The sequence below is a fragment of the Leucobacter fengyongliangi genome (assembly GCF_052386045.1).
The window spans coordinates 780,199-800,904 of record NZ_CM126356.1 but is presented as its reverse complement, the minus strand read 5'-3'; the positions used below and the strand labels follow the sequence as shown (position 1 = coordinate 800,904).

Sequence of the window (20,706 nt, the reverse complement as noted above, 5' to 3'; positions counted from 1 at the left end):
ACAAAATGTCTTGCCCATCGTAGCGCGCCGAGGCTGGTGTCACCGCGCGCGTTCAGCGCCCTTCTTATTGGCCCAGAGCTGCTTCTCGTGCACGGGCCAGGTGCCCGCCGCGACCTGCGCGGCGACGTAGGCCTGGGCCTCCGCTTGCCGTTCGGCCTCAATGCCCGTGGCAATCTCAGCGCGCAACAGCTCCGGAGTCAGGCCGAAGGCATCGACCAGGTCACTCGCGTGGGTTCGGATGCGCCCGAGGAGTCGGTCGACATACGCTGTGATGGCCTCCACGCGGCTTCCCGAAAGCCGGCCGTGCACGAGATACCAGGCCGCGCTCGTTTCGATGAGGCCGAGACCAAACAGATCGCGCAGCCAGGTCATCACGGTGAGGGTGTCTCCGTGAAAGGTCTCGAGCGCCTCGGTGAAGGCCTCCCACTGCAGCAACTCGGCGTGCGCCTTGGCCGCTTCGATGAGCTTGTGCTGCTGCGCATTGAAGGCATCGGCACCCGCCGCTGCGCGATCCGCCTTGGCAACGTCTTTGGTTGCTTCGCGGAGCGCCATGGCGATTTCGGCGATCATGGTCTCAACCCGGTCGGTGAGCAACGCTCGCTGCGCGTCCGGGCTGCGCACACTGTCGACCGACCGTGCCACCCGGCCAAAGTCGGAAAGGCTCTGCCCCAACTGGCGCAGGCCGAATCGACTCACGCGATCTCCCAGCTGCTCGGCCGCTGCCTTAGCGATGGCGGCCTTGTCTCCCGGTGTGAACCGTGCTGAGTAGTCGGTCAGGAGTCGCTTTCCCACCAACTGCAGCAGCACGTTGTTGTCGCCCTCGAACGTCACGTAGATGTCGAGGTCGCTGCGCCAGCTGGTGAGACGGTTCTTCGCAATGAAGCCCGCGCCGCCCGTGGCCTCGCGAGCCTCCTGGAGCGTGTCAAGCGCTGCCCAGGTAGAGGTGGGTTTGAGAGCCGCGGCGAGGGTCTCGAGGTCTTCGCGGTTCTCGGGGGTGTCGCCCTTGCCCGAGAACACCTCGTCGAACAGCTCGAGCAGCTTCAGGTCAGCGAACTGCATTGCGTATGTCTGTGCAAGTCGCGGGAGGAGCCGACGCTGGTGCTGACCGTAGTCAAGCAACACCACATCCCGGCCGTCGACACCCGGAAATTGGCGTCGCTCGTTGCCATACCGAACGGCGATGGCGAGTGCACCCTTCATCGCGTTCACCGCCGCACCGTCCAGCGACACACGACCCTGCACGAGCGTTCCCGTCATCGTGAAGAATCGCCGTCCCGGGCTCTCGATGGGCGAGGAGTACGTGCCATCCGTTGCGACGTCACCGTACCTGTTCAGCAGGTTCTCTCGCGGGATGCGAACGTGGGTGAAGTGCAGGCGACCGTTGTCGATGCCATTGAGGCCACCCTTAAATCCGTCGTCCTCGCTCCCCACGCCCGGCATCATCTCGCCATCTGGGGTGCGAATGGGCACGAAGAACGCGTGCACGCCATGGTTCACATCTTGAGTAATCAGCTGGGCGAAGACCACCGCTGCCTGGCCATGCAGGGCCGCGTTTCCCAGGTAATCCTTCCACGCTCCTGTGAAGGGCGTGTGGATCACAAACTCCTCGGTGCCCGGGTCGTAGGTCGCCGTGGTACCCACCGAGGCGACGTCTGAGCCGTGACCGATCTCGGTCATCGCAAACGCCCCAGGAAGCTTCAGCGAGAGGGCATCAGGGAGCCACTTCTCATGGTGTGGGGTGGTGCCCAGGTGCTGGATCGCGGCAGCGAACAGGCCCCACTGTACCCCGCTCTTAATCTGCAACGAGGGGTCGGCGAAAACCAGCTCCTGGAATGACGCAATGTTGCCCCCGTGGTTGTCGTCACCGCCGACCGATTTGGGGAAGGCGCGCTGGATGGCCCCGGCAGCAACGAGTTCACCCAACTGCTCAAGTACCCGCTCGCGGTGCTCATCCATCGACATCCCGGGAACAGTCTGAAACCGAGGATCGGAGGCAAGCTGGCGCGACTCGAGCCGCTCCTTCTTCCATTTGCCGAGCAGCGCATCACCCACAGCGGTGTGATCGATCCGAATGGCTGTGGGGCTCGTGCCTGCGGGGGTGGTCATTCTGGCTCCTTTGCGCGCCGTTGACATGCTGCCCCCAGGCTAGGGCTCAGGTGTTCTCGCGACAACTAGCCGGCTGACAACCAACAAATGGCCGGCATCGACGAACCCCTTGAGCTTGTCCATACCCTCCAAAAATGATGCTCACAAACTAGAGCGTGAAGCTAGAGATCCAGCCCGTACAGATTCGGTTCGGGCACCAAGATGACACCGAACTCCGATTGCACGCGCTGCGTCACGTACCGGGCGAGCTGAGCGATATCCGCCGCGGTCGCGCCGCCCTGATTGGTAATCGCGAGGGTGTGTTTTGATGAGATAGCGGCCCCCGAACCAGGGATGCGAAATCCCCGCGCGATGCCCGAGTGTTCGATCAACCACGCCGCAGAGAGCTTCACCTGACGTGGCGGAGCTGGCGCGGGCAGCCGGAGCGGCGCGCCGGCAGCGAGCTCTTCGAGCGGGGTCACCGCAGGCTCCGGCTCGTCTCCCGCGACCGGATACCGGGGCGCGCTCGCGGGAAGACTCCGCGCAAAATGTTCCGAGACGACGGGGTTCGTGAAGAACGAGCCCGCGCTCCACGTGTCGTGGTCGACTTGGTCGAGCACCATGCCCTTCGATGCGCGCAGGCGAAGGACCGCACGCCGAAGCTCCTTCAACGTGACCCGATCACCGATCGTCACACCGAGCTCGTCGGCAAGCTGGCCGTAGGCGATCGGTGCGGAGAGTGGCTGTTTGGTGTCAAAGTGCTCGCGCAGGAGCACGTCGATCGATAGGACCACACCCTCTCGACCGGACTTGATACTCGAGGTGCGGTAGCCGAGTTCGAGTTCTGCTGCGGGGATCCTCGTCACTTCCTCGGTCTCGCGATCCAGAAAGGTAATCGAGTGCAGCACGTCGGCGAGCTCCGCCCCGTACGCGCCAATGTTCTGAATTGGAGCGGCTCCGGCCCGCCCCGGGATTCCCGAGAGCGCTTCGAGACCCGACCAGCCACGGTCGACGCATTCGGCCACCAACTGATCCCAGTCGTGACCGGCCTGCACGCGCAGACGGACGATTCCTGCCTCCAGAGAAGGGTCAGAAACGCGATCGACTCCCCCGGTGCGCACGAGCAGCACGGTTCCCGGGAATCCTTCGTCGCTAACTACCGTGTTCGACCCCCCGCCGAGGAGCAGCCAGTCATCACCGTCGCGCCAGAGTTCCCTCGCCAGACGCACGAGTTCGTCTGCGGTGGTCGCGACCAGCACCCGCTCTGCGGGGCCGCCCACCCGCATGGTGGTCAAATCCGCGAGCCGCACGACCTCATGGTCGCCCGACTGAAGCGCGTGCGAGCCGGTATCGATCACGCGAATGCCACCACGAGCTGGCTCTTGCCCAGCACGGTCTGGCCGCCGAACATGACTTTCAGGTCGATACGGGCGGTGCGTGCCTCGAGGTCAAGCGCTCCAACGGTCGCCGTAACGCTCACGCTTGCCCCGGCTGACGCGTCGACGGGTACCGGCCGGGTGAACCGCACCTGGTAGTCGAGCACGAAACCGGCCGCGCCGATCCACTCGCTCACTGGCGATGCCGCGACACCCATCGTAAGCATGCCGTGGGAGAGCACGCCGGGAAGACCCACCGACTGCGCCACATCGTCGCGATAGTGGATCGGGTTGAAGTCTCCGGAAGCGCCGGCGTAGCGCACCAGTGTGTCGCGGGAGAATGCAACGGTGCGCTCGACCACCGTGTCGCCGATCGCGAGGTGTTCGAATACTGGGAGCACTGTGTCGCTCATGCGCTCTCCTCCGCTCGTACAACGAGGGTGGAGATCGCGGTGACCACGTGTGCCCCGCTACCATCCACGATTTCCGTGGATGAAGTCACCATTGAATTGCCCCCCAGCTGTTTCACCGAGGTGACCGTCATAGTGCCGACAAGTTCATCGCCCGCCACGATCGGACGGGAGTAGCTGAACCGCTGGTCGCCGTGCACCACGCGAGAAAAGTCGACCGCCGCGTCTGCATCGGCGAGCAACTGCTGCAGCGTGAAATCTTGCAGCACGATGGGGAACGTGGGCGGAGCCACCACATCGGTGTACCCAGCCGCGCGAGCAGTCTCCGGGTCGTGATGGAGCGGCACAGAACTGAGCACGGCGCGCGCAAACTCGCGCACCTTCTCACGTCCCACAAGGTACGGCTGAGTGGGCGGGTAGACCCGGCCCTGAATATCTGGATTCACCACGCACCCAGTCTAGGCTGCACCCCCACATGTCGAGTTCGGCAACGATTCCCCACAAGCTTTGGTGGGTATATCCAACGGCCAGGCCCCCGCCTCCAATAGGCTGGAGATCATGTCGCGTATCCGTAAAGTCCTCATCGCTAACCGCGGTGAGATCGCCGTCCGCATTATTCGCGCCGCTGCTGACAGCGGCATCGCCTCAGTCGCCGTCTACGCCGACCAAGATCGCGATGCCATGCACGCGCAGCTCGCCGACGAGGCGTACGCGCTGAACGGCGCGACCAGCGCCGACACCTACCTCGTCATCGAGAAGATTCTGGGTGTCGCCCGGCGCTCCGGCGCCGACGCGATCCACCCCGGCTACGGTTTCCTCGCCGAGAATGCCGAGTTCGCGCGGGCCGTTATCGCCGCGGGCCTCACGTGGGTCGGCCCCACACCCGAGGCGATCGAACAGTTGGGCGACAAGGTCTCTGCACGGCACGTGGCCGAGAAGGTGGGCGCGCCGCTCGCAGCCGGCACCCTCAACCCGGTGCAGGGTGCCGATGAGGTGCTCGCATTTGCTGACGAACACGGTCTGCCCGTGGCGATCAAAGCTGCGTTCGGTGGTGGCGGGCGCGGGTTGAAGGTCGCCTACACGCGCGAGGAGGTTGCCGAGCTCTTCGAGTCGGCGACGCGAGAGGCCGTCGCAGCCTTTGGTCGCGGCGAGTGCTTCGTCGAGAAGTATCTTGACAAGCCGCGTCACGTGGAGACGCAGTGCCTGGCCGATCAGCACGGCAATGTGGTGGTTATTTCCACGCGCGACTGTTCGCTGCAGCGTCGCCATCAGAAGCTGGTTGAAGAGGCACCCGCGCCGTTCCTCACCAACGAGCAGAACGCCGAGCTGTACCGAGCTTCGAAGGCGATCCTCCGTGAGGTCGGCTATGTCGGCGCTGGCACCTGCGAGTTTCTCGTCGCCAGAGACGGCACCGTGTCGTTCCTCGAGGTGAACACGCGACTGCAGGTCGAGCACCCCGTAAGCGAAGAAATCACCGGGATCGATTTGGTGCGTGAGCAGTTCCGCATCGCCGAGGGCGGCGTTATCGACTACGACGATCCGATCGCACACGGGCACTCCTTCGAGTTCCGCATCAACGGCGAAGACCCGGGCAACGGGTTCCTGCCCGCTCCGGGACCGGTCACCCAGTTCAAGGCCGCCTGCGGCCCGGGTGTGCGCATCGACACCGGCGTTGCGTCGGGAGATGTCATCTCGGGCGCTTTCGACTCGATGCTCGGCAAGATCATCGTCACCGGGGCCACCCGCGAGCAGGCGCTTGAGCGCGCCCGTCGGGCGCTCGACGAGTTTGAGGTGCAGGGCCTCCCCACAGTGCTGCCGTTTCACCGAAAAATCGTGCGCGATCCCGCCTTCACCGCGGAGAATGGCACCTTCGGCATTTACACCCTGTGGATCGAGACCGAGTTTGAGAACGACATCGAGCCTTGGGAGGGTGAGGTGGCCGCTCTCGCGCAGGATCCGAAGCGCCAGACGGTCGTCGTCGAGGTTTCCGGGCGCCGGGTCGAGGTGAGCATGCCCGCGCGGCTCATTCCGTTGGGCGACCAAGATGTCACGCGGGGTCCCGCCCCGCGCCGCGCGAAGGGATCGTCGGCACACGGTATCGCAGGCGACGCGGTGACCGCGCCCATGCAGGCGACAGTTGTCAAGCTCGCAGTTGAAGAGGGACAGCGCGTCTCCAGTGGCGAGCTCGTCGTGGTGCTCGAGGCGATGAAGATGGAGCAGTCGATCTACGCCCCGCACGACGGCATCGTGTCCGGCATCGACGCACCCGTGGGTCAGACGGTACCCTCCGGTCACCTCCTGCTCGAGGTGAAGGCCGACTCGGAATAGCGCACGCCCGCCCGGCGTTGCACCGGGCATGACACGCGTGCCGCTCTCCGTCCTCGATCTTGCCACCGTAGAAGAGTCCGGAGACATCGCCGCGGCGCTTCACCACTCGGTCGATCTGGCGCGATCCGCCGAGAAATTCGGGTACGAGCGAGTCTGGTATGCCGAGCATCACAACATGTCGGCGATCGCGTCGAGCGCAACCGCGGTGCTCATCGCTCATGTGGCAGCGCACACCGAGCGGATCCGCCTCGGTGCTGGCGGGGTCATGCTGCCCAACCACTCCCCCCTCGTCATCGCCGAGCAGTTCGGCATGCTCGCCGAGCTCCACCCGGGGCGCATAGACCTCGGGCTCGGGCGGGCACCCGGGAGCGATATGGCGACGTTCCGTGCGATGCGCCGCAGCCACAGCGCGGCAGAGACCTTTCCGGCTGACGTGCGTGAGCTGCAGCAGTTACTCTCTGATGAGCTACCGCGCACCGCGGTCAATGCATACCCGGGGCGCGGCACAAACGTGCCCATGTTTATCTTGGGGTCAAGTCTGTTCGGCGCGAACCTGGCCGCGCACTTCGGGCTGCCATATGCGTTCGCCTCCCACTTCGCCCCGCAGGCTCTCGGCTCGGCGGTGCGACACTATCGCAGCAACTTCGTGCCCAGCGCGCGCCACCCTGAGCCCTACGTCATCGCAGGCATCAACGTCGTGGCCGCGGACACCGACGCAGCCGCGGAGGCGCTCTTCGCCCGCACCGAGCTCGAGCGTGTGCGTCGCTTCCTCTCCCGCGGCCGCGAGGTCGAACTCACCGAGGCCGAGGCCCGGCAGCTGTTCGACAGCCCAGCCGCGCAGGAGATCCGCAAGATGCTCACGTACACGGCGCTCGGCGGGCGCGAGCGGGTGCAGGAAGAGCTCGCGGCATTCGCAGCCCACGCCGAGGCGGACGAACTGATGACCGTGCACCCCGCCCCGACCCGCGCCGAACAGCTCACCTCGCTGCGCATCGCCGCGCCGCTGGGCTGAACCCCTACTTCACCCGAACGAGGCCCGTCATCTCGGGGTGAACCGAGCAATCGTAGGCGAACTCCCCCGCAGTGTCGAACACGTGGGTGTAGCTTCCCTTCGTGGTCAGGTCGCTCACGAAGCTGCCGTCAGCCCCGACCACGTCGTGCTCCATGCTGCCCTGAAACTCCCAACGCACCGCGTCACCCACTTCGATTTCCACGAGTGCGGGCTCGTATCGGTTGTCGATCACCGCGACCACGACTGCCGCGTCCACACCCTCGGCCGAGGGCACCACGTCGGGCTTCACCTGGCCAGAGCACGCGGTCACCAAGCTGAGGGCGATCACCGCGAGTGTGGCAGTAAGGCCGCGCAGGAGCATCCGCCAGGCCGACCTGGCTGATCCACCCCCGAATAGGGAGCGCCCGCTCACAGCTGACTCGCGTGCATCGCTCGCGCCGCATCAGTAATTGCGCCGGAAAGCGAGGGATAGACCGCAAATGCGGAAGCAACTTGATCGACCGTGAGTCGGTGCTCGACGGCGAGCGCGAGCGGAAAGATCAATTCACTCGCCCGTGGAGCGACGATGACCCCACCGATGACGGTGCGCGATGCTTCCCACGCGAAGAGCTTCACGAACCCGTCTTTGATGCCCATCATCTTGGCGCGCGGATTGATGTTCAATGGAATCGTGTACTGCACCGACCTTGCCATGCCAGTGGCATCGGCGAGGGTGCGCTCGTTCCAGCCCACGTTCGCGATCTCGGGGTGGGTAAACACGTTCGCCGCGACGTTGCGCAGGTCGATCGGACGCACAAAGTCACCGAGTGCGTGCATAATCGCGGTGCGCCCCTGCATTGAGGCGACCGAAGCGAGCGGATAGAAGTCGGTGCAGTCTCCAGCCGCGTAAATCGAGGGCACAGCGGTGCGCGCGACCTTATTGACCCGAATGTGGCCGCTGTCGGTGAGTTCCACGCCCGCGGCACGCAGGCCGATGCCCACGGTGTTCGGGATCGACCCGACCGCCATGAGGCAGTGGGAGCCCTCGATGGTGCTGCCGTCGGCCAACCGCACCAGCACCCCGGAGTCGGTGCGGGTGACTGATTCGGCTCGCGACTTCGACATCACCTTCATGCCGATGCGTTTGAATTCATTCTCGATCACGGTCGCAGCATCGGGATCTTCGCCGGGAAGCACCCGCTCGCGACTTGAGACCAGCGTTACCTCCGCGCCGAGCGTGCGATACGCGTTCGCGAACTCGGCCCCGGTCACGCCAGAGCCCACAACAATGAGATGCTCGGGCAACGTGGTGAGGTTGTAGAGCTGTTTCCAATTCAGAATGCGTTCGCCGTCGGGCTTCGCCGAGTCAAGCTCGCGAGGCCGCGCACCAACGGCCACCACGAGTGTGTCCGTCTCGATCCGGTCAAAATCGGTACCCTCGCCGCCGCTCGCGGTTGAGACGAGTACGGCATTGGGCCCGTCAAGGCGACCGTCACCATGCACCACGCGCACACCGGCGTCTTCAAGAGTCGTCTGCATGTCAATTGATTGCGCCGCGGCCATGGCAGTGAGCCGTTTGTTCACTGCCGCGAGGTTCAACGCAATTTCGGGGCGGATCGGCTTGCCGTCAGCTCCGGGGAGGAACGCCTGCACACCGAGGTTTCCCGACTCCCGCACGGCGCGTGCGGCACCTGCCGTCGCGATCAGACTTTTCGAGGGCACGACATCTGTGAGCACAGCAGCACCGCCCACCCCCGAGCGCTCAATGAGCGTGACTTCGGCACCGAGTTGCGCCCCCGCCAAGGCGGCTTCGTACCCGCCTGGGCCACCGCCGAGAACAACGATTCGATGCTTGCGTTCATAAGCCTGGACCATGGAGTCAATCCTAGGCCGTGTCGCGCCAACCCTTCGCGGGCAGCGCACCCAGCACAGGGTCGCTTTCCTCCGGAAAGAACGCACTATTTCTTCACCGCACCTGCGGCCCGCATGCAACCACAAGCATGGATGGGGCGTACACTCGGTGCATAACCCCCAAAGTTTCGTTTGCGTCGTCGCCACCGAGATTGTTTTCTGGGCACCGACGTGGGAAGGACCCTGCCAATGCCGCTCCTGGATTCGATGCGCGCGGAATTACCCGAAGGCCTGCAGGCCACGCCCTTCGCACCGTCACCGCCCGACACGTTGTCGAGTGGCGGCGAGGCACGGCTTGAGCGCGATCCCGGAATGCCCTCAAGCACCTGGCGAATGCGCAGTGACGCTTGGGAATATCTCCGTTCGGCGGTCAAGCTGCTCGTACACGGCAGCCCGGGATCGAGCGCGCTTGAGGCAGACGGGGAGATCTCGCGGCTGCTTCGCGCCCTCGAAACCATCGAGATGTACTGGGCCGGTTTTGGGCAGCGCTACGTGGTCGAGATCACCAATCTGCTCCACAAGGGCGACACGCAGGCCGCTTTGGATCGCATCGGCCGTGTGGTCAACCGCATCCGCCGCAGCACCATCCCTGAGACACCCCGCGATCAGTACCTCGACGAGGTCGAGCGTGTTGAGCTCGACGACGATGTTGATTCTCGCCCCCGGTTCGAGGTGCTGATCGTCGACGAAACCACCGAGGCCGATCGTGATGCGATCCGCCAAGAGGTGCGACAACTCCGCAGTAGCGGCGATCCCTTCGTCTACGACTACGTCATCGTTCCCTCTGCCGACGACGCGGTCGCCGCGGTACTCACCAACCCCAACATCCTCGCGGTGGTAGTGCGCCCCGGCTTCACCGAGCACTCCAAGCAGCACCTCAGCCGCGATTTGCGCGAGACCATCGCGCTAGCCCGCGCGGAATCGGGCACGCAGCCCGCATCGGCGAAGAGCTCGCTGGCGATGATTCAGCGCGTGCTCGGCCTCGCCGATACCCTCGCCACCCTTCGCCCCGAGCTCGACCTGTACCTCATGGCAGGGGCGCACATCGAAGACCTGGCGAGCGCGCTCACTCGTCGCTTCCGTCGCGTCTTCCGCCGCGAAGACCACCTCGAGTTGCACCTCACGCTGCTGCGCCGCATCTCGCACCTCTACGACACCCCATTCTTTAGCGCGATCCAGGATCACGCCAGGCGACCGGTCGGCGTGTTTCACGCCCTGCCCATCGCCCGCGGCGGTTCGGTCGTGGGGTCGAAGTGGATCACCGATCTGGCCGACTTCTACGGCCTGAACTTGTTGCTCGCCGAGACCAGCGCCACCTCGGGCGGTCTCGATTCGCTCCTCGCCCCGGTGCGCACGCTCAAGAAGGCACAGGATCTCGCGGCTCGCGCGTTCGGCGCAAAACACACCTTCTTCGTGACCAACGGCACGTCGACCGCCAACAAGATCGTGCACCAGGCTCTCGTGTCGCCCAACGAGGTGGTATTGGTGGATCGCAACTGCCACAAGTCCCATCACCATGCGGTGATGCTGACCGGTGCACGCCCGGCATACCTGGAGGCCTACCCGCTGAACGAGTTTGCGTTCTACGGGGCGGTTCCCCTCAGCCGCATCAAGCAGATGCTCCTCGACTACCGCGCGGCTGGACGCCTTGACGAGGTGCGAATGGTGACCCTCACCAACTGCACGTTCGACGGGATCGTGTATGACCCCGAGCGTGTCATGGCCGAGTGCCTCGCGATCAAGCCGGATCTCGTGTTCCTCTGGGACGAGGCGTGGTTCGCGTTTGCTGCCTTCCACCCGGTGACCCGCCGTCGCACCGCAATGGCGGCCGCGAAGCGCCTCGAAGAGCGGCTGAAGAGCTCGCAGCATGCCTCCGACTATCATTCCCAGCGAGAGCGGCTCTTCGACGCCGACGGGAATCCCGCTCCCGACGAGGTGTGGTTGAGTGAGCGACTGGTACCCGCACCCGATGCGCGCCTGCGTGTTTACGCCACCCAATCGACGCACAAGACGCTGACGTCGCTGCGACAGGGATCGATGATCCACGTCTACGACCAGGATTGGGTGCGCGAGGCCGAGGAGCCGTTCCACGAGGCATACATGACGCACACAACGACCTCCCCGAACTACCAGATCCTCACTTCGCTGGATCTCGGACGCCGCCAGGTTGAGCTCGAGGGCTTCGAATTGGTGCAACGGCAGCTCGACCTGGCCACGAGCCTGTGCCAAGCTGTCGCACGCCACCCGCTGCTGCGCCGCACGTTTCGGGTGCTCACCGCGCACGACCTCATCCCCGCGGAGTACCGCGAGGGTGGTCGCCCGATGCCGCTGCGCGATGGACTTGCGACCATGTGGCAGGCCTGGTCGACCGATGAGTTTGTGGTCGACCCGAGCCGAATCACCATCGAGATCAGCCGCACCGGCGTCGACGGAGACACGTTTAAACACGATTATCTGATGGATCGCTACGGCGTGCAGGTCAACAAGACCAGCCGCAACACCGTGCTGTTCATGACGAACATCGGCACTTCGCGCAGCGCGATCGCCTACCTTATCGAGGTGCTCGTGAAGCTGGCCGAGCGCTTCGAGGAAGACAAAGCGCAGCGCGATCCCGATCTGCCACTTCCCGGCGAGGTCGCGATGCCACCGCTCCCCGACTTCAGCTCGTTTTCCACTGGCTACTCGACCGACGGTCAGTTGCCCGATGGCGACATGCGCGCGGCTTTCTTCAAGGGTCAGCGGCGCGCGGCTGTCGAGCACGTGCTCATTTCCGAACTGCGCGAACGTGTGGATCGCGGCGAGGTGCCGGTGAGCGGCGGGTTCGTAACCCCGTACCCGCCTGGGTTCCCGGTGCTCGTGCCGGGGCAAGTGATCACGCCCGAGATTCTCGATTTCATGGCGGTGCTCGATACCCGCGAGATCCACGGCTATGATCCCGTGCGTGGGTTTCGGGTACTGCGAGGGTAGCGAAGACTCTCCTCCCAGGCACTTCATGGGCATGGAGGGCATCCTGGTGGGCATCAAGAGTCGATGCAGGGCAGGCGGAACATAGATGACCAAACGAACGAAGATCGCGATCTCAGTAGTCGTCGGCATCATCGCTGTCAGTGTGATCGCGGTGACCGCTGGGCCTGTTGTCTACCGCGACTTTCTCGCCCCTCCACCGGCAGAGACCCCGCTGCTCACTGCCGATGACACGACGCTCTCGATGGGCGACGATGCCCCGCTTGATGCCGCGAGCCTGAGCGGTACGTGGAGGCTGGGCGAAGGCTCGGTCGCCGGTTACCGGGTCGACGAGGTGCTCAACGGCACCGATGTCACCGTCACGGGACGCACCTCGCAGGTCGAGGGAACCCTCACCGTGAGTGAGCTCACGCTGACTGAGGCCGAGTTCACGGTCGACGTCGGCTCGATATCCACGGATAGCCCACAGCGCGATAGCTACTTCCGCGACACCGCGCTGCGCACCTCCGAGCACCCGACGGCCACGTTCCGCCTCACCCAGCCGACCGTCGCGGCGGAGGTGCCGATCGTGGGTGAGACCGTTGAGCAGCAGTTCGTGGGCGAGCTCACCATCGCTGGCGTCACGAAGCCCGTCACCTTCACCGCGCAGGTGCGCACGGACGGTGCGACCGCCGAGATCGCAGGCCAGATTTCGATCGCATTTTCCGATTTCGGCGTGCAGGCACCCAGCCTCGGGTTCGTGTCAGTGGAGAACCAGGGCTTCGTCGAGTTCGAGTTGGTCGCGCGGCGGGGTTAGTCGCCGTGGGTGGATCGCGGATCCACCCGGTCACCGTCGGCCAGCGCCTGAATCTCTTTCGGCAGCTTGCGCACCCGGGCGCGGCGCTTGGGGCGCTCAGGGATCATCGATCGCATCTCTTCCAGCTTCCCAAAGCACAGCAGGCGATCCTCCGGTTCGAGCACGACGTGCTTGCGAGGGTTCGGAATGACCTGCACACCGCGGTGCAGGGTGAGCACGGTAATGTCGCGATCCCACAGACCGAGTTCGCCGAGTGGCTTGCCCAGGTGCTCGGCTCCCCCGTGCATCACGAGTTCCGCCACACCGTAACCGGTCGAGACGCTGAGTCGCTCGCGCACGTCAATCTCGGGGAAGGTGACCTGCCGTGCGATGTAGTCAATGATGGCACCAGCAACGTCAAGACCGGTCGCGCTCTCGATGCCCTGCAATCCCGGCGAGGAGTTCACCTCCATCACGAGTGGGCCCTCATCACCTTCGAGCATGTCAACGCCAGCGACCCGCAAACCCATGATCTGGGCCGCGCGTACCGCAGCCTGTTCGTATGCCGGCTCGAGCTGCACCGACTCCACGGTGCCACCGCGGTGCACGTTCGAACGGAACTCGTCACCGCTGGCGATGCGGCGCATCGCGGCCACCACCCGGTCACCCACGACGAGCGCCCGAATGTCGCGGCCGCGACTCTCGGACACGAAGCGCTGAATCAGCACATTCTGCCGGGTGGAGTGCAGAGTCTCGATGATGGCCTCCGCGACCTTCACCTGGGGCGCGAGAATCACGCCGATGCCCTGGGTGCCCTCCAGCAGCTTGATCACGACCGGCGCACCACCCACGCTCTCGATCGCCGGGCGCACGTCGGCCCGGTTACGCACGAAGGCTGTCGCGGGCATGGCGATGTTGTGTCGCGACAAGATCTGTGTCGCGCGCAGCTTGTCGCGCGCGTTCGAGATGCCGTTCGCGGTGTTCGGCGTGTACACGTCCATCTGCTCGAATTGGCGCACGACGGCGGTGCCGAAGTACGTGATCGAGTTGCCGATGCGCGGCAGGATCGCGTCGTAATCGCTCAGCGGCTTGCCCCGATAGCGCAGGTCGGGTTCATCACCGGCGAGGTCGATCGCGAAGCGCAACGTGTTGAGCACGCGCGCACGATGTCCACGGTCGACGGCGGCTGCGAGGAGGCGCTGCGTCGAGTACGCCTGGGGCGCGCGCGAGAGAATCGCGAGTTTCACGTAAAGTACCTGCCAATATAGAAGGGTGAACGAACCCCACCATTCAAGCACCCTCACCGGGTGGCGTGAATGGGTAACCCTCCCGAACATCGGCGTGTCGCACATAAAGGCGAAAATTGACACCGGTGCGCAGACTTCTGCCCTGCACGCCGCTGACGTTGAGGAGTTTTCGCGCGACGGATCAGACTGGGTGCGCTTTACCGTGCATCCTTGGCAACATAACGACAATGACGAGCTTCGGGTTGAACTCCCTGTGCACGACCGGCGCACGGTGCGCAGCTCGTCCGGGCACTCACAAGATCGCCTCGTAGTGCTCATGGACATCGAGTTGCTCGGCCGGCGGATTCCCGCCGAATTCACGCTCACGAGTCGGCACGAGATGGTGTTTCGCATGCTGATCGGCCGCGAGGCGCTCCGACAGGGGTTTCTCGTGGATCCGGCCGCCTCGTACCTCGGCGGCAAGCCCAGCTCTGCGATCCGCCGCAAGAATCGTGGCCAGTCGCGCTAGTCTCTGATTCGGCGCTTCGGGCGCAACCCTCTACCTCAGATTGAGCTGGCTGAGCAGTGCCTTCCAAGCGGCTTTTTTCGGTGGAATATCGTCTGCCGACTCCAGCTTGGAGTGCTGCACCGAGACGACCGCTTTCGCGGGCGCACCTTCCGCGACCTGTTTGACGGAGATGTCAACCTGTGCGCGGGTGCCGTCTGCGAGCGAGACCCGCCAGTAGCGCCACTTCTCAGTTGCAGATGTCGTCGGCTGTTCGGAAAACGGCACCCGATCTATCTCGGTGACACCCGCCATCACGTCGAGCCAGGCGCTGAGCGCCTCATCGAGTGTGCCCTGAATGGTCTTCGACGCTGAGGCGGCAAACGTGCCCAAGTGCCCCTGGCCAACCTCGCGCATGCCATGATCGTGCTCGTAGTCGATAGCGATCGTCTGCGCCCACCAACCGTCGTTCAACGGCTCGCCGGTGCTGGCATGCCGGTCAATGCCCAGCTGCCGGATGCGGTCGAGCACCAGGCGCGCCAACTCCGCATGGGCGAGTGCTGAAGCGCCCTGACCCTCGAGCCATTCGGTCCATTCCAGCCATGGAAGCCCGGTGGCTGTCTCGATGCTCTTCGCTGCTCGGCCCATGCGCACATCATAAGCGACCGGCTACGCCGCAGAGACTCCGGGAATCTTCCGTGGTGCCTCTGGAGCCGCCTGCGCGTCGCCGTTCCGATGCGAGAAGTGGCGATCGTTTGCGAACCATTGCCTGAGGCCGTCGCGATCCTCCACCCCCAGCTTCGCGTAGACGTGCCCGAGGTGAGTGTCGACCGTGCGCACAGACAGGTGCAAGCGCTCAGCAATAAATCGCGAGGAGTACCCAAGTGATGCGAACAGTGCTATCTCTCGCTCGCGCGCAGACAGGCCGCCCGAAAGGGGCAGCGGGATCCACAAACCAAGTTCCGAGAGGAGACGCACCTCTGGTTCGTCGACATCGGTAGGGTGCACTCCCGCAATGATCTTCTCGATGTGACTGACGATCACGTCGCCGATGGGTTGATCGATTGCCGTGGCGAGTTCCCGAGCCCGCGATTCGATGGTGCGTGCCAGTGAACGGGATTCGAGTGCCACCATGTGCAAAGCCTCGAGCTCGACGAGCCTCACCCCCTGCTCACGGGCCCACTCAGCCATCCCCAGCGCCTCGGCGGCGGGGTCTCCGACTCTCAGCCATTGCATGGTGCGCACCATGAGGCGGCGACGGAACCCCTCGACCGCGCGCGAGACCCCCCGCTCTTCCCGATGGGCGCGTCGCAACTCAGAAACGGCAAACTCGCTCTCACCCAACGCGGCGAGCGCGAGAGCATGCACCGCGTGCAGTAGGGGCCTCAGGCCGTATCCGTCGTACGTCTTCACTCCATCGAGGAGCTGTTCGGCTAGATCCGCGGCATCCCTCCAGCGCGCCTCCTGCGCAGCCAGGAGCGCGGAGCCTGACTCTACGAGCCCCGAGAGATACACCACGGCTTGCACATCGGCGCTGCCGCTTTCCCGCAACTCTTCGAGGCTTTGACGCCCCGCTTCCCGGCTCCCGCTTGCCCAAAAACCAAAGAACAAGCAAAATCCTTGGAGATCTACGGTGTCAGTCGGCACCCGATCCCCCAGGAGCGAAAGCAGTCGGGCTTCTTCAGCGATCCGTATCGCGTCGTCGAGTTGGCCGTCTTGCTGCTGAATGAGTGCGTTGACCGCTCTCGCGGGGGCACGCACCCACTCGACGTTGATGTGTGACGCTGACTCGGGCGCGGGGCTCTCGAGTGCGGCCTCCCGAAGCCGACCGTCATACGCCAGAAGCATCAGCCGGGAGCTTCGCACCATCTCTTGCGACACCGGATCGAACTCTCCCAGCGCATCTGTGACAGCCTGTAGCTCGAGAAGCACATTCTCGATTCTGCTCCCCTCCCAAAAGCTATGTTCGATGAGGAGGAGCCGAAGCCGAGTCTTGAGTGGGGCTGGCAACTCATCGAAGCGGGCCGGGTCAGCCGTGATGTCGCGAATTCCGGCAATGGCAAGCTGAAGCCGCTGATGATCGCCGAGCAGCCGCGCATAGCTTGCCGCTCGCACCGCGACGACTGCCGCCTCCTCAGGATCGGAACTGTGGATCAGTTCGAGCGACACTCGCAAGAGAAGCTTCGGATCCGATCCGCCCTTCAAGAACGCGAAGGCCTGTGAGAGCCAGGCGGTCGGCAAGTCCTGCCCACTGTCCAGGCCAAACACCACCAGTCGCGTGAGGAGCTGCGGTGTCGAGATCAGGGTCGAGTGGCTCCGATCCGCATCCAGCGCATGAAACAACTGCGCGCTGAGCTCGACCTGTCTGGCCCGATTCATATGCTCGCGGATCGCGGCTGCGAGTATCGGGTGCGCAGTCTCAAGCGCGATGCTCCCGCTGGGGTGCCGACGCGTGCGCACCAGGCCTTTCTCGATCAATGAGGCGCTGCACCCCGGGTCGACCAGCTGCAGCAACGGTGTTTCTACCAGTGGTTCAGCCTGCGCGATGAGTTCGAGCGTGCGCAACTCTGCTTCGCTGCAAGCTTCTCTCGCGAACACCGCGAACTCCTCGGGTGCATCGTCGGCGCCTCGTGGCACCCAGGCAAGGCCACGGTTTCGCCTGAGCACACCCCGTCGTTCGCAGGACAGCGCCAATACACCCAACGCATAGCTATTTCCCGCCGTAGCGGCGTGCCAGCGCCGGAGCGTCTCGGTCGCGATGTGCGAGACGCCGAGGCGCCGGGAGAGAAACAGATCCGCTTCCTCGAGGCTGAGCGGCCCGACCGTGATCCGTTGCACTCGAGGGTCTCGACCCATGCGACTCGCTGCGCCGGTGAGTCGATGGGCGGTCGCAATAAGACGCAGGGACCGTGAGCGCACGAGGTGTTCAAGCAGGAAGGCCGGCAGAGGTCCGTAGGCGTGTACATCAGATACCACGAGAACCGGTTCCCGCCCGCCAGCGCGACCACGGATCGCGTTCATCAAGCGTGTCGCGAACACCTGCGGCGAGACCGAGTCGCTCTCTAAGAACCCTGCCCCTTCTTCCCCCTCAAGAATCTCGGGGAAATAGAATCCGAACACCGCCGCAATTCCACTGGTTTCTACCGGTGGAGTCGACATCACGGTGACGTAGAATTCGGGACTTTCCTGCGCTTCGAGGGTATACGCGGCGGCTTCGGCGAGCCTCGATTTGCCTGCCCCAGGTTCACCGAGCAACAACACCGAGGCTCCCGGCTGCGACACGGCCGCTACGACCGCTTTGAGCCGCTCAGCCATCACCGACGTGTCGAAAACTGGCGTCAGGCCGCGAAAAAGCCCCTCTCCTGACTGCTGAAAGACTTCCTCGACCATACGACCACCCCTGCCCCGGAAGGTATAAGCAGGCGCAAACTACGCCCGATAGTGTCCCCCCGGCACGGCATCATCACTGATGCCTACAGGTTCACCCACCCGACCAAAAATGTCAACAGTGTCTAAGGTTCCGGCACGAGGTTTGGAGTGAGTGCAAATATAAAATCATGTGGGATTCATAGCACGCTCATGCATTCGATGGATAAAAGTGAAGCTGCTCGCGCTCGAGCAGACTCGCTTTGACTGGCAGGCCCCACGCGAACCCACAGAGCGACCCAGTCGCGGAGACAACCCTGTGACATGGCACGAACAACCCGATCGCATTGCGAGCACAGGCGCTCGCCACCGCCCGCGATGCCCCCGGCGCGTCAATACTGCGCGCGAGTTCTCCGTACGAGAGCGTGTACCCACAGTGAATCTCGCGCAGGCGTTCCCACACCGCTTGTTGCAGGGGCGTGCCCTGGTGCGCGACCCGCAGGGTCTCAATGGCGCGAACGTTACCACCGTAGTATTCGCGCACCGCTCGGGCGCTCGCAAGGTCGGGGCCCTCTGCGTGGACAGTCACAGTCTCCGCGTTGCGAGACAGCGGCGACTGGGCCACTATCTTCCCGATATCAGCACTCCATCCCGACGCGACGACGGTTCCGTCGGGCAACTCCACGATCGTGAACGGGCCATCTGGCGTGTCGAGAATCTGCGCATGAATCTGGGTCACCGTTGTGATCCTTTCGGTCTTCGCAGCCACTCTCCCACACCGGCTGCACGCGGCAAGCGGCCTACGTCGACTCTGGGTCGACCGCGGCGCGTGTGTTTGCTGCCCCCTGAACGAGCTTCAACCCGATTACCGCGAGAATGATACCTGCGATGAAGAGCATCTTCCCCAGAGAGACGCTCTCAGTCCCGGTGAGCATCGCATACGACACGGTGAGCGCGGCCCCCACTCCAACCCACACCGCGTACCCCGTACCGATGGGTATCACCCGCACCGACCAACCCAACCCCACCATGCTCGCCACTGCCGCGATCAGGAACACGATGGTGGGGGCTGGTTCGGTGAATCCGTTCGAGAGTCCGAGTGCAGTCGCCCAGACTGCCTCAAGAACCGCGCTCATCAGGAGCACGATCCACGGCACCTCAGCTCACCACCTTCAGTCCGATCACACAGCCAACCAAGAGGAGAAGCAGGAGAATTCTCGCGAACGTCGGGCGCTCCTGTCGAGTGACGAACCCCCAGATCACCGTGAGAGTCGCACCGATTCCGACCCACACCGCATAGGCCGTACCGACTGGCAGCTGGAGCATCGCCCATGCGAGGCCCATCATGCTGACGCTCAGCGACACGACGAACAGTACGGCGGGCCGCCATTTGGTGAACCCCTGTGAGGCAGAGAGCGCCGCGGCCCACACCGCCTCGAGCATCCCTGAAACGATTAGCACCAACCATGCCATGACGAACCCTTTCGAGTCAGTCTTGTCGCGATGCGGGTACTGCTCCCTCGTCCGCGAACCCGATTATCGGGTTCCAGTCACCGATGGTACCAGCATCGGCGCGCCAGACTCAGCGGAGGTTGAGGGCCGCAACCACCTCCGCGACGCGTATCCGCTGCGCATCAGAGAGACCCTGAATCGGTAGCGGCAGGCAGCGCGGAGCCACCAGGCCCAGGTGCTCAGCAATCGCCGCCACGACACGCAAGCTTCCGCCGCACTCGGCAAACAGATCCCACAGCGGTCTGAGTCGCTCTGATTCTGCGTGCGCGTCGCCGGTTGAACCGCTCAGTGAAAGCTGAGTGATCTGCATCGCAAGTTCGGGAAGCGTGCCTCCCACCACCGAGTACCAGGAATCGCATCCAGCCAGCAATCCGTCGGCAGCAACCGCATCACCTGAGACGCCGATCGTTACGTGCTTCGGCACGAGAGCTCTTATCTGCTGAACGCGAGCGAGGGCCTCATCCGGATCCTGGGGCACCCCCGGGATCTTGATCGACCCGAGGCCCGGGAGTTTCGCGATGCGTGCGTACAGCTGGTCAGTGAAGGTGAAATGGGTCGTCGTGGGATTGTCGTAGAGGATGACCGGCAAGTCGGTCGCTCCGAGTACCGAACGAAAGAGCTCAAACACATCGCCGTCTGCCAAAGGTTGATAAGACATTGGCGCGAGAAGCAGGCCCTGCGCGCCGGCTCGCTCTGCAGCACGCACGTTGGCAAGCACATGGGAGGTGCGCAGTGCGCTCACACCTACGATCACGGGGACTCCCTGTGAGTGCTCGACAGCGAGGGCAGCTACGCGAGCGCGTTCCTCCAGCGTGAGGTACGCAGCAGCGCCCGTGGAACCCAGCGCAGTTATTGAATCAACGCGGGCCACGGCGAGTCGCTGTACGAGCCCAGTGAATGCTCGCTCATCGACCGCATCGTCAAACAACGGAGTCAACGGAAACGCGCTCATTCCGGAAAACATGGAACCTCCTCTGGTGTGCGCTTCGATGATAGGGCCTGTAAACGCATGTCAGACCCTTCGCCTACTCTGCTCTTAGGCAGTATGAGGAGGGCGAGAATGAGAATCCGGGAAGAGAATACGCTGCACAGTGGCACCCGCGAAGACCAGCAGCTCACAGTCATTGAGGCGATCCGTGAGCTCGAAGAGCAGCGCGCCAATGGCACTATGTCTGAACATGCCTACTTCGAGAAGAAGCGATCTCTGATCAGAATGCTGTGAGCGCCCGTCGGCAAATAGCGGCGGATCGCTCCCCG

At 64.1% G+C, this 20,706-nt stretch carries 19 protein-coding genes and 1 riboswitch; of the genes, 6 read left to right on the top strand and 13 right to left on the bottom strand.

All coding sequences use genetic code 11. From position 1 onward, the window contains the following. Nucleotides 1-39: 39 nt before the first annotated feature. The 4 genes from ACTNFK_RS03775 to ACTNFK_RS03760 form a co-directional block, all read right to left on the bottom strand. Nucleotides 40-2,106 (bottom strand): acyl-CoA dehydrogenase family protein, encoded by a 2,067-nt coding sequence (locus ACTNFK_RS03775; RefSeq protein ID WP_435937134.1) that lies wholly within the window; start codon nucleotides 2,104-2,106, stop codon nucleotides 40-42. Nucleotides 2,107-2,267: 161 nt separating this feature from the next. After that, entirely contained in the window at nucleotides 2,268-3,371 is a 1,104-nt protein-coding gene (locus ACTNFK_RS03770) for a UDP-N-acetylmuramate dehydrogenase (protein WP_445117206.1), read from the bottom strand. A gap of 68 nt (nucleotides 3,372-3,439) precedes the next feature. Next, complete coding sequence (locus ACTNFK_RS03765; RefSeq protein WP_435937132.1) at nucleotides 3,440-3,874, bottom strand: MaoC/PaaZ C-terminal domain-containing protein; 435 nt, start codon at nucleotides 3,872-3,874, stop codon at nucleotides 3,440-3,442. After that, nucleotides 3,871-4,317, bottom strand: a complete 447-nt coding sequence (locus ACTNFK_RS03760) for an FAS1-like dehydratase domain-containing protein (RefSeq protein ID WP_435937154.1) — start codon at nucleotides 4,315-4,317, stop codon at nucleotides 3,871-3,873. Before ACTNFK_RS03760 ends, ACTNFK_RS03765 begins: the two co-directional genes overlap by 4 nt. Nucleotides 4,318-4,429: 112 nt before the next feature. Here ACTNFK_RS03760 and ACTNFK_RS03755 point away from each other — a divergent pair, with 112 nt between their 5' ends. Both ACTNFK_RS03755 and ACTNFK_RS03750 read left to right on the top strand, forming a co-directional pair. Next, a complete protein-coding gene (locus tag ACTNFK_RS03755) occupies nucleotides 4,430-6,199 on the top strand; it encodes an acetyl/propionyl/methylcrotonyl-CoA carboxylase subunit alpha (protein WP_435937131.1) in 1,770 nt (589 codons plus the stop codon). A gap of 28 nt (nucleotides 6,200-6,227) precedes the next feature. Beyond that, on the top strand, nucleotides 6,228-7,211 hold the full coding sequence (locus ACTNFK_RS03750; protein ID WP_435937130.1) for an LLM class flavin-dependent oxidoreductase: 984 nt from the start codon (nucleotides 6,228-6,230) through the stop codon (nucleotides 7,209-7,211). 4 nt (nucleotides 7,212-7,215) lie between these two features. Here ACTNFK_RS03750 and ACTNFK_RS03745 read toward each other — a convergent pair whose 3' ends face one another. Next, nucleotides 7,216-7,623 (bottom strand): cupredoxin domain-containing protein, encoded by a 408-nt coding sequence (locus tag ACTNFK_RS03745; RefSeq protein WP_435937129.1) that lies wholly within the window; start codon nucleotides 7,621-7,623, stop codon nucleotides 7,216-7,218. Further along, nucleotides 7,620-9,065 carry an NAD(P)H-quinone dehydrogenase gene (locus ACTNFK_RS03740; protein WP_435937128.1) on the bottom strand — a complete coding sequence of 482 codons (1,446 nt, stop codon included), beginning with the start codon at nucleotides 9,063-9,065 and terminating at the stop codon, nucleotides 7,620-7,622. Before ACTNFK_RS03740 ends, ACTNFK_RS03745 begins: the two co-directional genes overlap by 4 nt. A gap of 225 nt (nucleotides 9,066-9,290) precedes the next feature. Here ACTNFK_RS03740 and ACTNFK_RS03735 point away from each other — a divergent pair, with 225 nt between their 5' ends. Next, on the top strand, nucleotides 9,291-12,068 hold the full coding sequence (locus ACTNFK_RS03735) for an aminotransferase class I/II-fold pyridoxal phosphate-dependent enzyme (RefSeq protein ID WP_435937127.1): 2,778 nt from the start codon (nucleotides 9,291-9,293) through the stop codon (nucleotides 12,066-12,068). Between the two features lie 85 nt (nucleotides 12,069-12,153). Further along, nucleotides 12,154-12,861 carry a YceI family protein gene (locus ACTNFK_RS03730; RefSeq protein WP_435937126.1) on the top strand — a complete coding sequence of 236 codons (708 nt, stop codon included), beginning with the start codon at nucleotides 12,154-12,156 and terminating at the stop codon, nucleotides 12,859-12,861. Here the strand turns inward: ACTNFK_RS03730 and ACTNFK_RS03725 are convergent. Beyond that, nucleotides 12,858-14,087, bottom strand: a complete 1,230-nt coding sequence (locus tag ACTNFK_RS03725) for a RimK family alpha-L-glutamate ligase (protein WP_435937125.1) — start codon at nucleotides 14,085-14,087, stop codon at nucleotides 12,858-12,860. The two genes, ACTNFK_RS03730 and ACTNFK_RS03725, sit on opposite strands and share 4 nt — an antisense overlap. Before the next feature lie 25 nt (nucleotides 14,088-14,112). Here ACTNFK_RS03725 and ACTNFK_RS03720 point away from each other — a divergent pair, with 25 nt between their 5' ends. Beyond that, on the top strand, nucleotides 14,113-14,595 hold the full coding sequence (locus tag ACTNFK_RS03720; RefSeq protein WP_433647597.1) for an ATP-dependent zinc protease family protein: 483 nt from the start codon (nucleotides 14,113-14,115) through the stop codon (nucleotides 14,593-14,595). A gap of 30 nt (nucleotides 14,596-14,625) precedes the next feature. Here ACTNFK_RS03720 and ACTNFK_RS03715 read toward each other — a convergent pair whose 3' ends face one another. The 6 genes from ACTNFK_RS03715 to ACTNFK_RS03690 all read right to left on the bottom strand — a co-directional run bounded on the left by ACTNFK_RS03715 (nucleotide 14,626) and on the right by ACTNFK_RS03690 (nucleotide 20,413). Beyond that, the gene (locus ACTNFK_RS03715) at nucleotides 14,626-15,219 is read right to left on the bottom strand and encodes a hypothetical protein (protein ID WP_435937124.1); all 594 of its coding nucleotides are present in this window, start codon (nucleotides 15,217-15,219) and stop codon (nucleotides 14,626-14,628) included. A 21-nt stretch (nucleotides 15,220-15,240) separates the two neighbouring features. Beyond that, entirely contained in the window at nucleotides 15,241-17,961 is a 2,721-nt protein-coding gene (locus ACTNFK_RS03710) for a helix-turn-helix transcriptional regulator (RefSeq protein ID WP_435937123.1), read from the bottom strand. A gap of 187 nt (nucleotides 17,962-18,148) precedes the next feature. Further along, entirely contained in the window at nucleotides 18,149-18,676 is a 528-nt protein-coding gene (locus ACTNFK_RS03705) for a methylated-DNA--[protein]-cysteine S-methyltransferase (RefSeq protein ID WP_435937122.1), read from the bottom strand. A gap of 61 nt (nucleotides 18,677-18,737) precedes the next feature. Further along, nucleotides 18,738-19,073 (bottom strand): DMT family transporter, encoded by a 336-nt coding sequence (locus ACTNFK_RS03700; RefSeq protein ID WP_445117195.1) that lies wholly within the window; start codon nucleotides 19,071-19,073, stop codon nucleotides 18,738-18,740. Nucleotides 19,074-19,095: 22 nt separating this feature from the next. Then, a complete protein-coding gene (locus ACTNFK_RS03695) occupies nucleotides 19,096-19,410 on the bottom strand; it encodes a DMT family transporter (RefSeq protein WP_435937120.1) in 315 nt (104 codons plus the stop codon). A 10-nt stretch (nucleotides 19,411-19,420) separates the two neighbouring features. Next, nucleotides 19,421-19,487, bottom strand: a riboswitch (guanidine-III (ykkC-III) riboswitch). 32 nt (nucleotides 19,488-19,519) lie between these two features. Next, on the bottom strand, nucleotides 19,520-20,413 hold the full coding sequence (locus tag ACTNFK_RS03690; protein ID WP_435937119.1) for a dihydrodipicolinate synthase family protein: 894 nt from the start codon (nucleotides 20,411-20,413) through the stop codon (nucleotides 19,520-19,522). A gap of 96 nt (nucleotides 20,414-20,509) precedes the next feature. On the opposite strand from ACTNFK_RS03690, the gene ACTNFK_RS03685 reads away from it, so the two are divergent. Then, entirely contained in the window at nucleotides 20,510-20,671 is a 162-nt protein-coding gene (locus ACTNFK_RS03685; protein ID WP_435937118.1) for a hypothetical protein, read from the top strand. Nucleotides 20,672-20,706 lie beyond the last annotated feature (35 nt).

Excerpts from the sequence above, each read along its gene's own strand:
- ACTNFK_RS03700 (WP_445117195.1), bottom strand. The coding sequence starts at position 19,073 with ATGAGCGCGGTTCTTGAGGCAGTCTGGGCGACTGCACTCGGACTCTCG.
- ACTNFK_RS03735 (WP_435937127.1), top strand. The coding sequence starts at position 9,291 with ATGCCGCTCCTGGATTCGATGCGCGCGGAATTACCCGAAGGCCTGCAG.
- ACTNFK_RS03690 (WP_435937119.1), bottom strand. The coding sequence starts at position 20,413 with ATGTTTTCCGGAATGAGCGCGTTTCCGTTGACTCCGTTGTTTGACGAT.
- ACTNFK_RS03695 (WP_435937120.1), bottom strand. The coding sequence starts at position 19,410 with ATGGCATGGTTGGTGCTAATCGTTTCAGGGATGCTCGAGGCGGTGTGG.
- ACTNFK_RS03740 (WP_435937128.1), bottom strand. The coding sequence starts at position 9,065 with ATGGTCCAGGCTTATGAACGCAAGCATCGAATCGTTGTTCTCGGCGGT.
- ACTNFK_RS03750 (WP_435937130.1), top strand. The coding sequence starts at position 6,228 with ATGACACGCGTGCCGCTCTCCGTCCTCGATCTTGCCACCGTAGAAGAG.
- ACTNFK_RS03710 (WP_435937123.1), bottom strand. The coding sequence starts at position 17,961 with ATGGTCGAGGAAGTCTTTCAGCAGTCAGGAGAGGGGCTTTTTCGCGGC.
- ACTNFK_RS03765 (WP_435937132.1), bottom strand. The coding sequence starts at position 3,874 with ATGAGCGACACAGTGCTCCCAGTATTCGAACACCTCGCGATCGGCGAC.
- ACTNFK_RS03685 (WP_435937118.1), top strand. The coding sequence starts at position 20,510 with ATGAGAATCCGGGAAGAGAATACGCTGCACAGTGGCACCCGCGAAGAC.
- ACTNFK_RS03730 (WP_435937126.1), top strand. The coding sequence starts at position 12,154 with ATGACCAAACGAACGAAGATCGCGATCTCAGTAGTCGTCGGCATCATC.
- ACTNFK_RS03715 (WP_435937124.1), bottom strand. The coding sequence starts at position 15,219 with ATGGGCCGAGCAGCGAAGAGCATCGAGACAGCCACCGGGCTTCCATGG.
- ACTNFK_RS03755 (WP_435937131.1), top strand. The coding sequence starts at position 4,430 with ATGTCGCGTATCCGTAAAGTCCTCATCGCTAACCGCGGTGAGATCGCC.
- ACTNFK_RS03775 (WP_435937134.1), bottom strand. The coding sequence starts at position 2,106 with ATGACCACCCCCGCAGGCACGAGCCCCACAGCCATTCGGATCGATCAC.
- ACTNFK_RS03770 (WP_445117206.1), bottom strand. The coding sequence starts at position 3,371 with ATGCGGGTGGGCGGCCCCGCAGAGCGGGTGCTGGTCGCGACCACCGCA.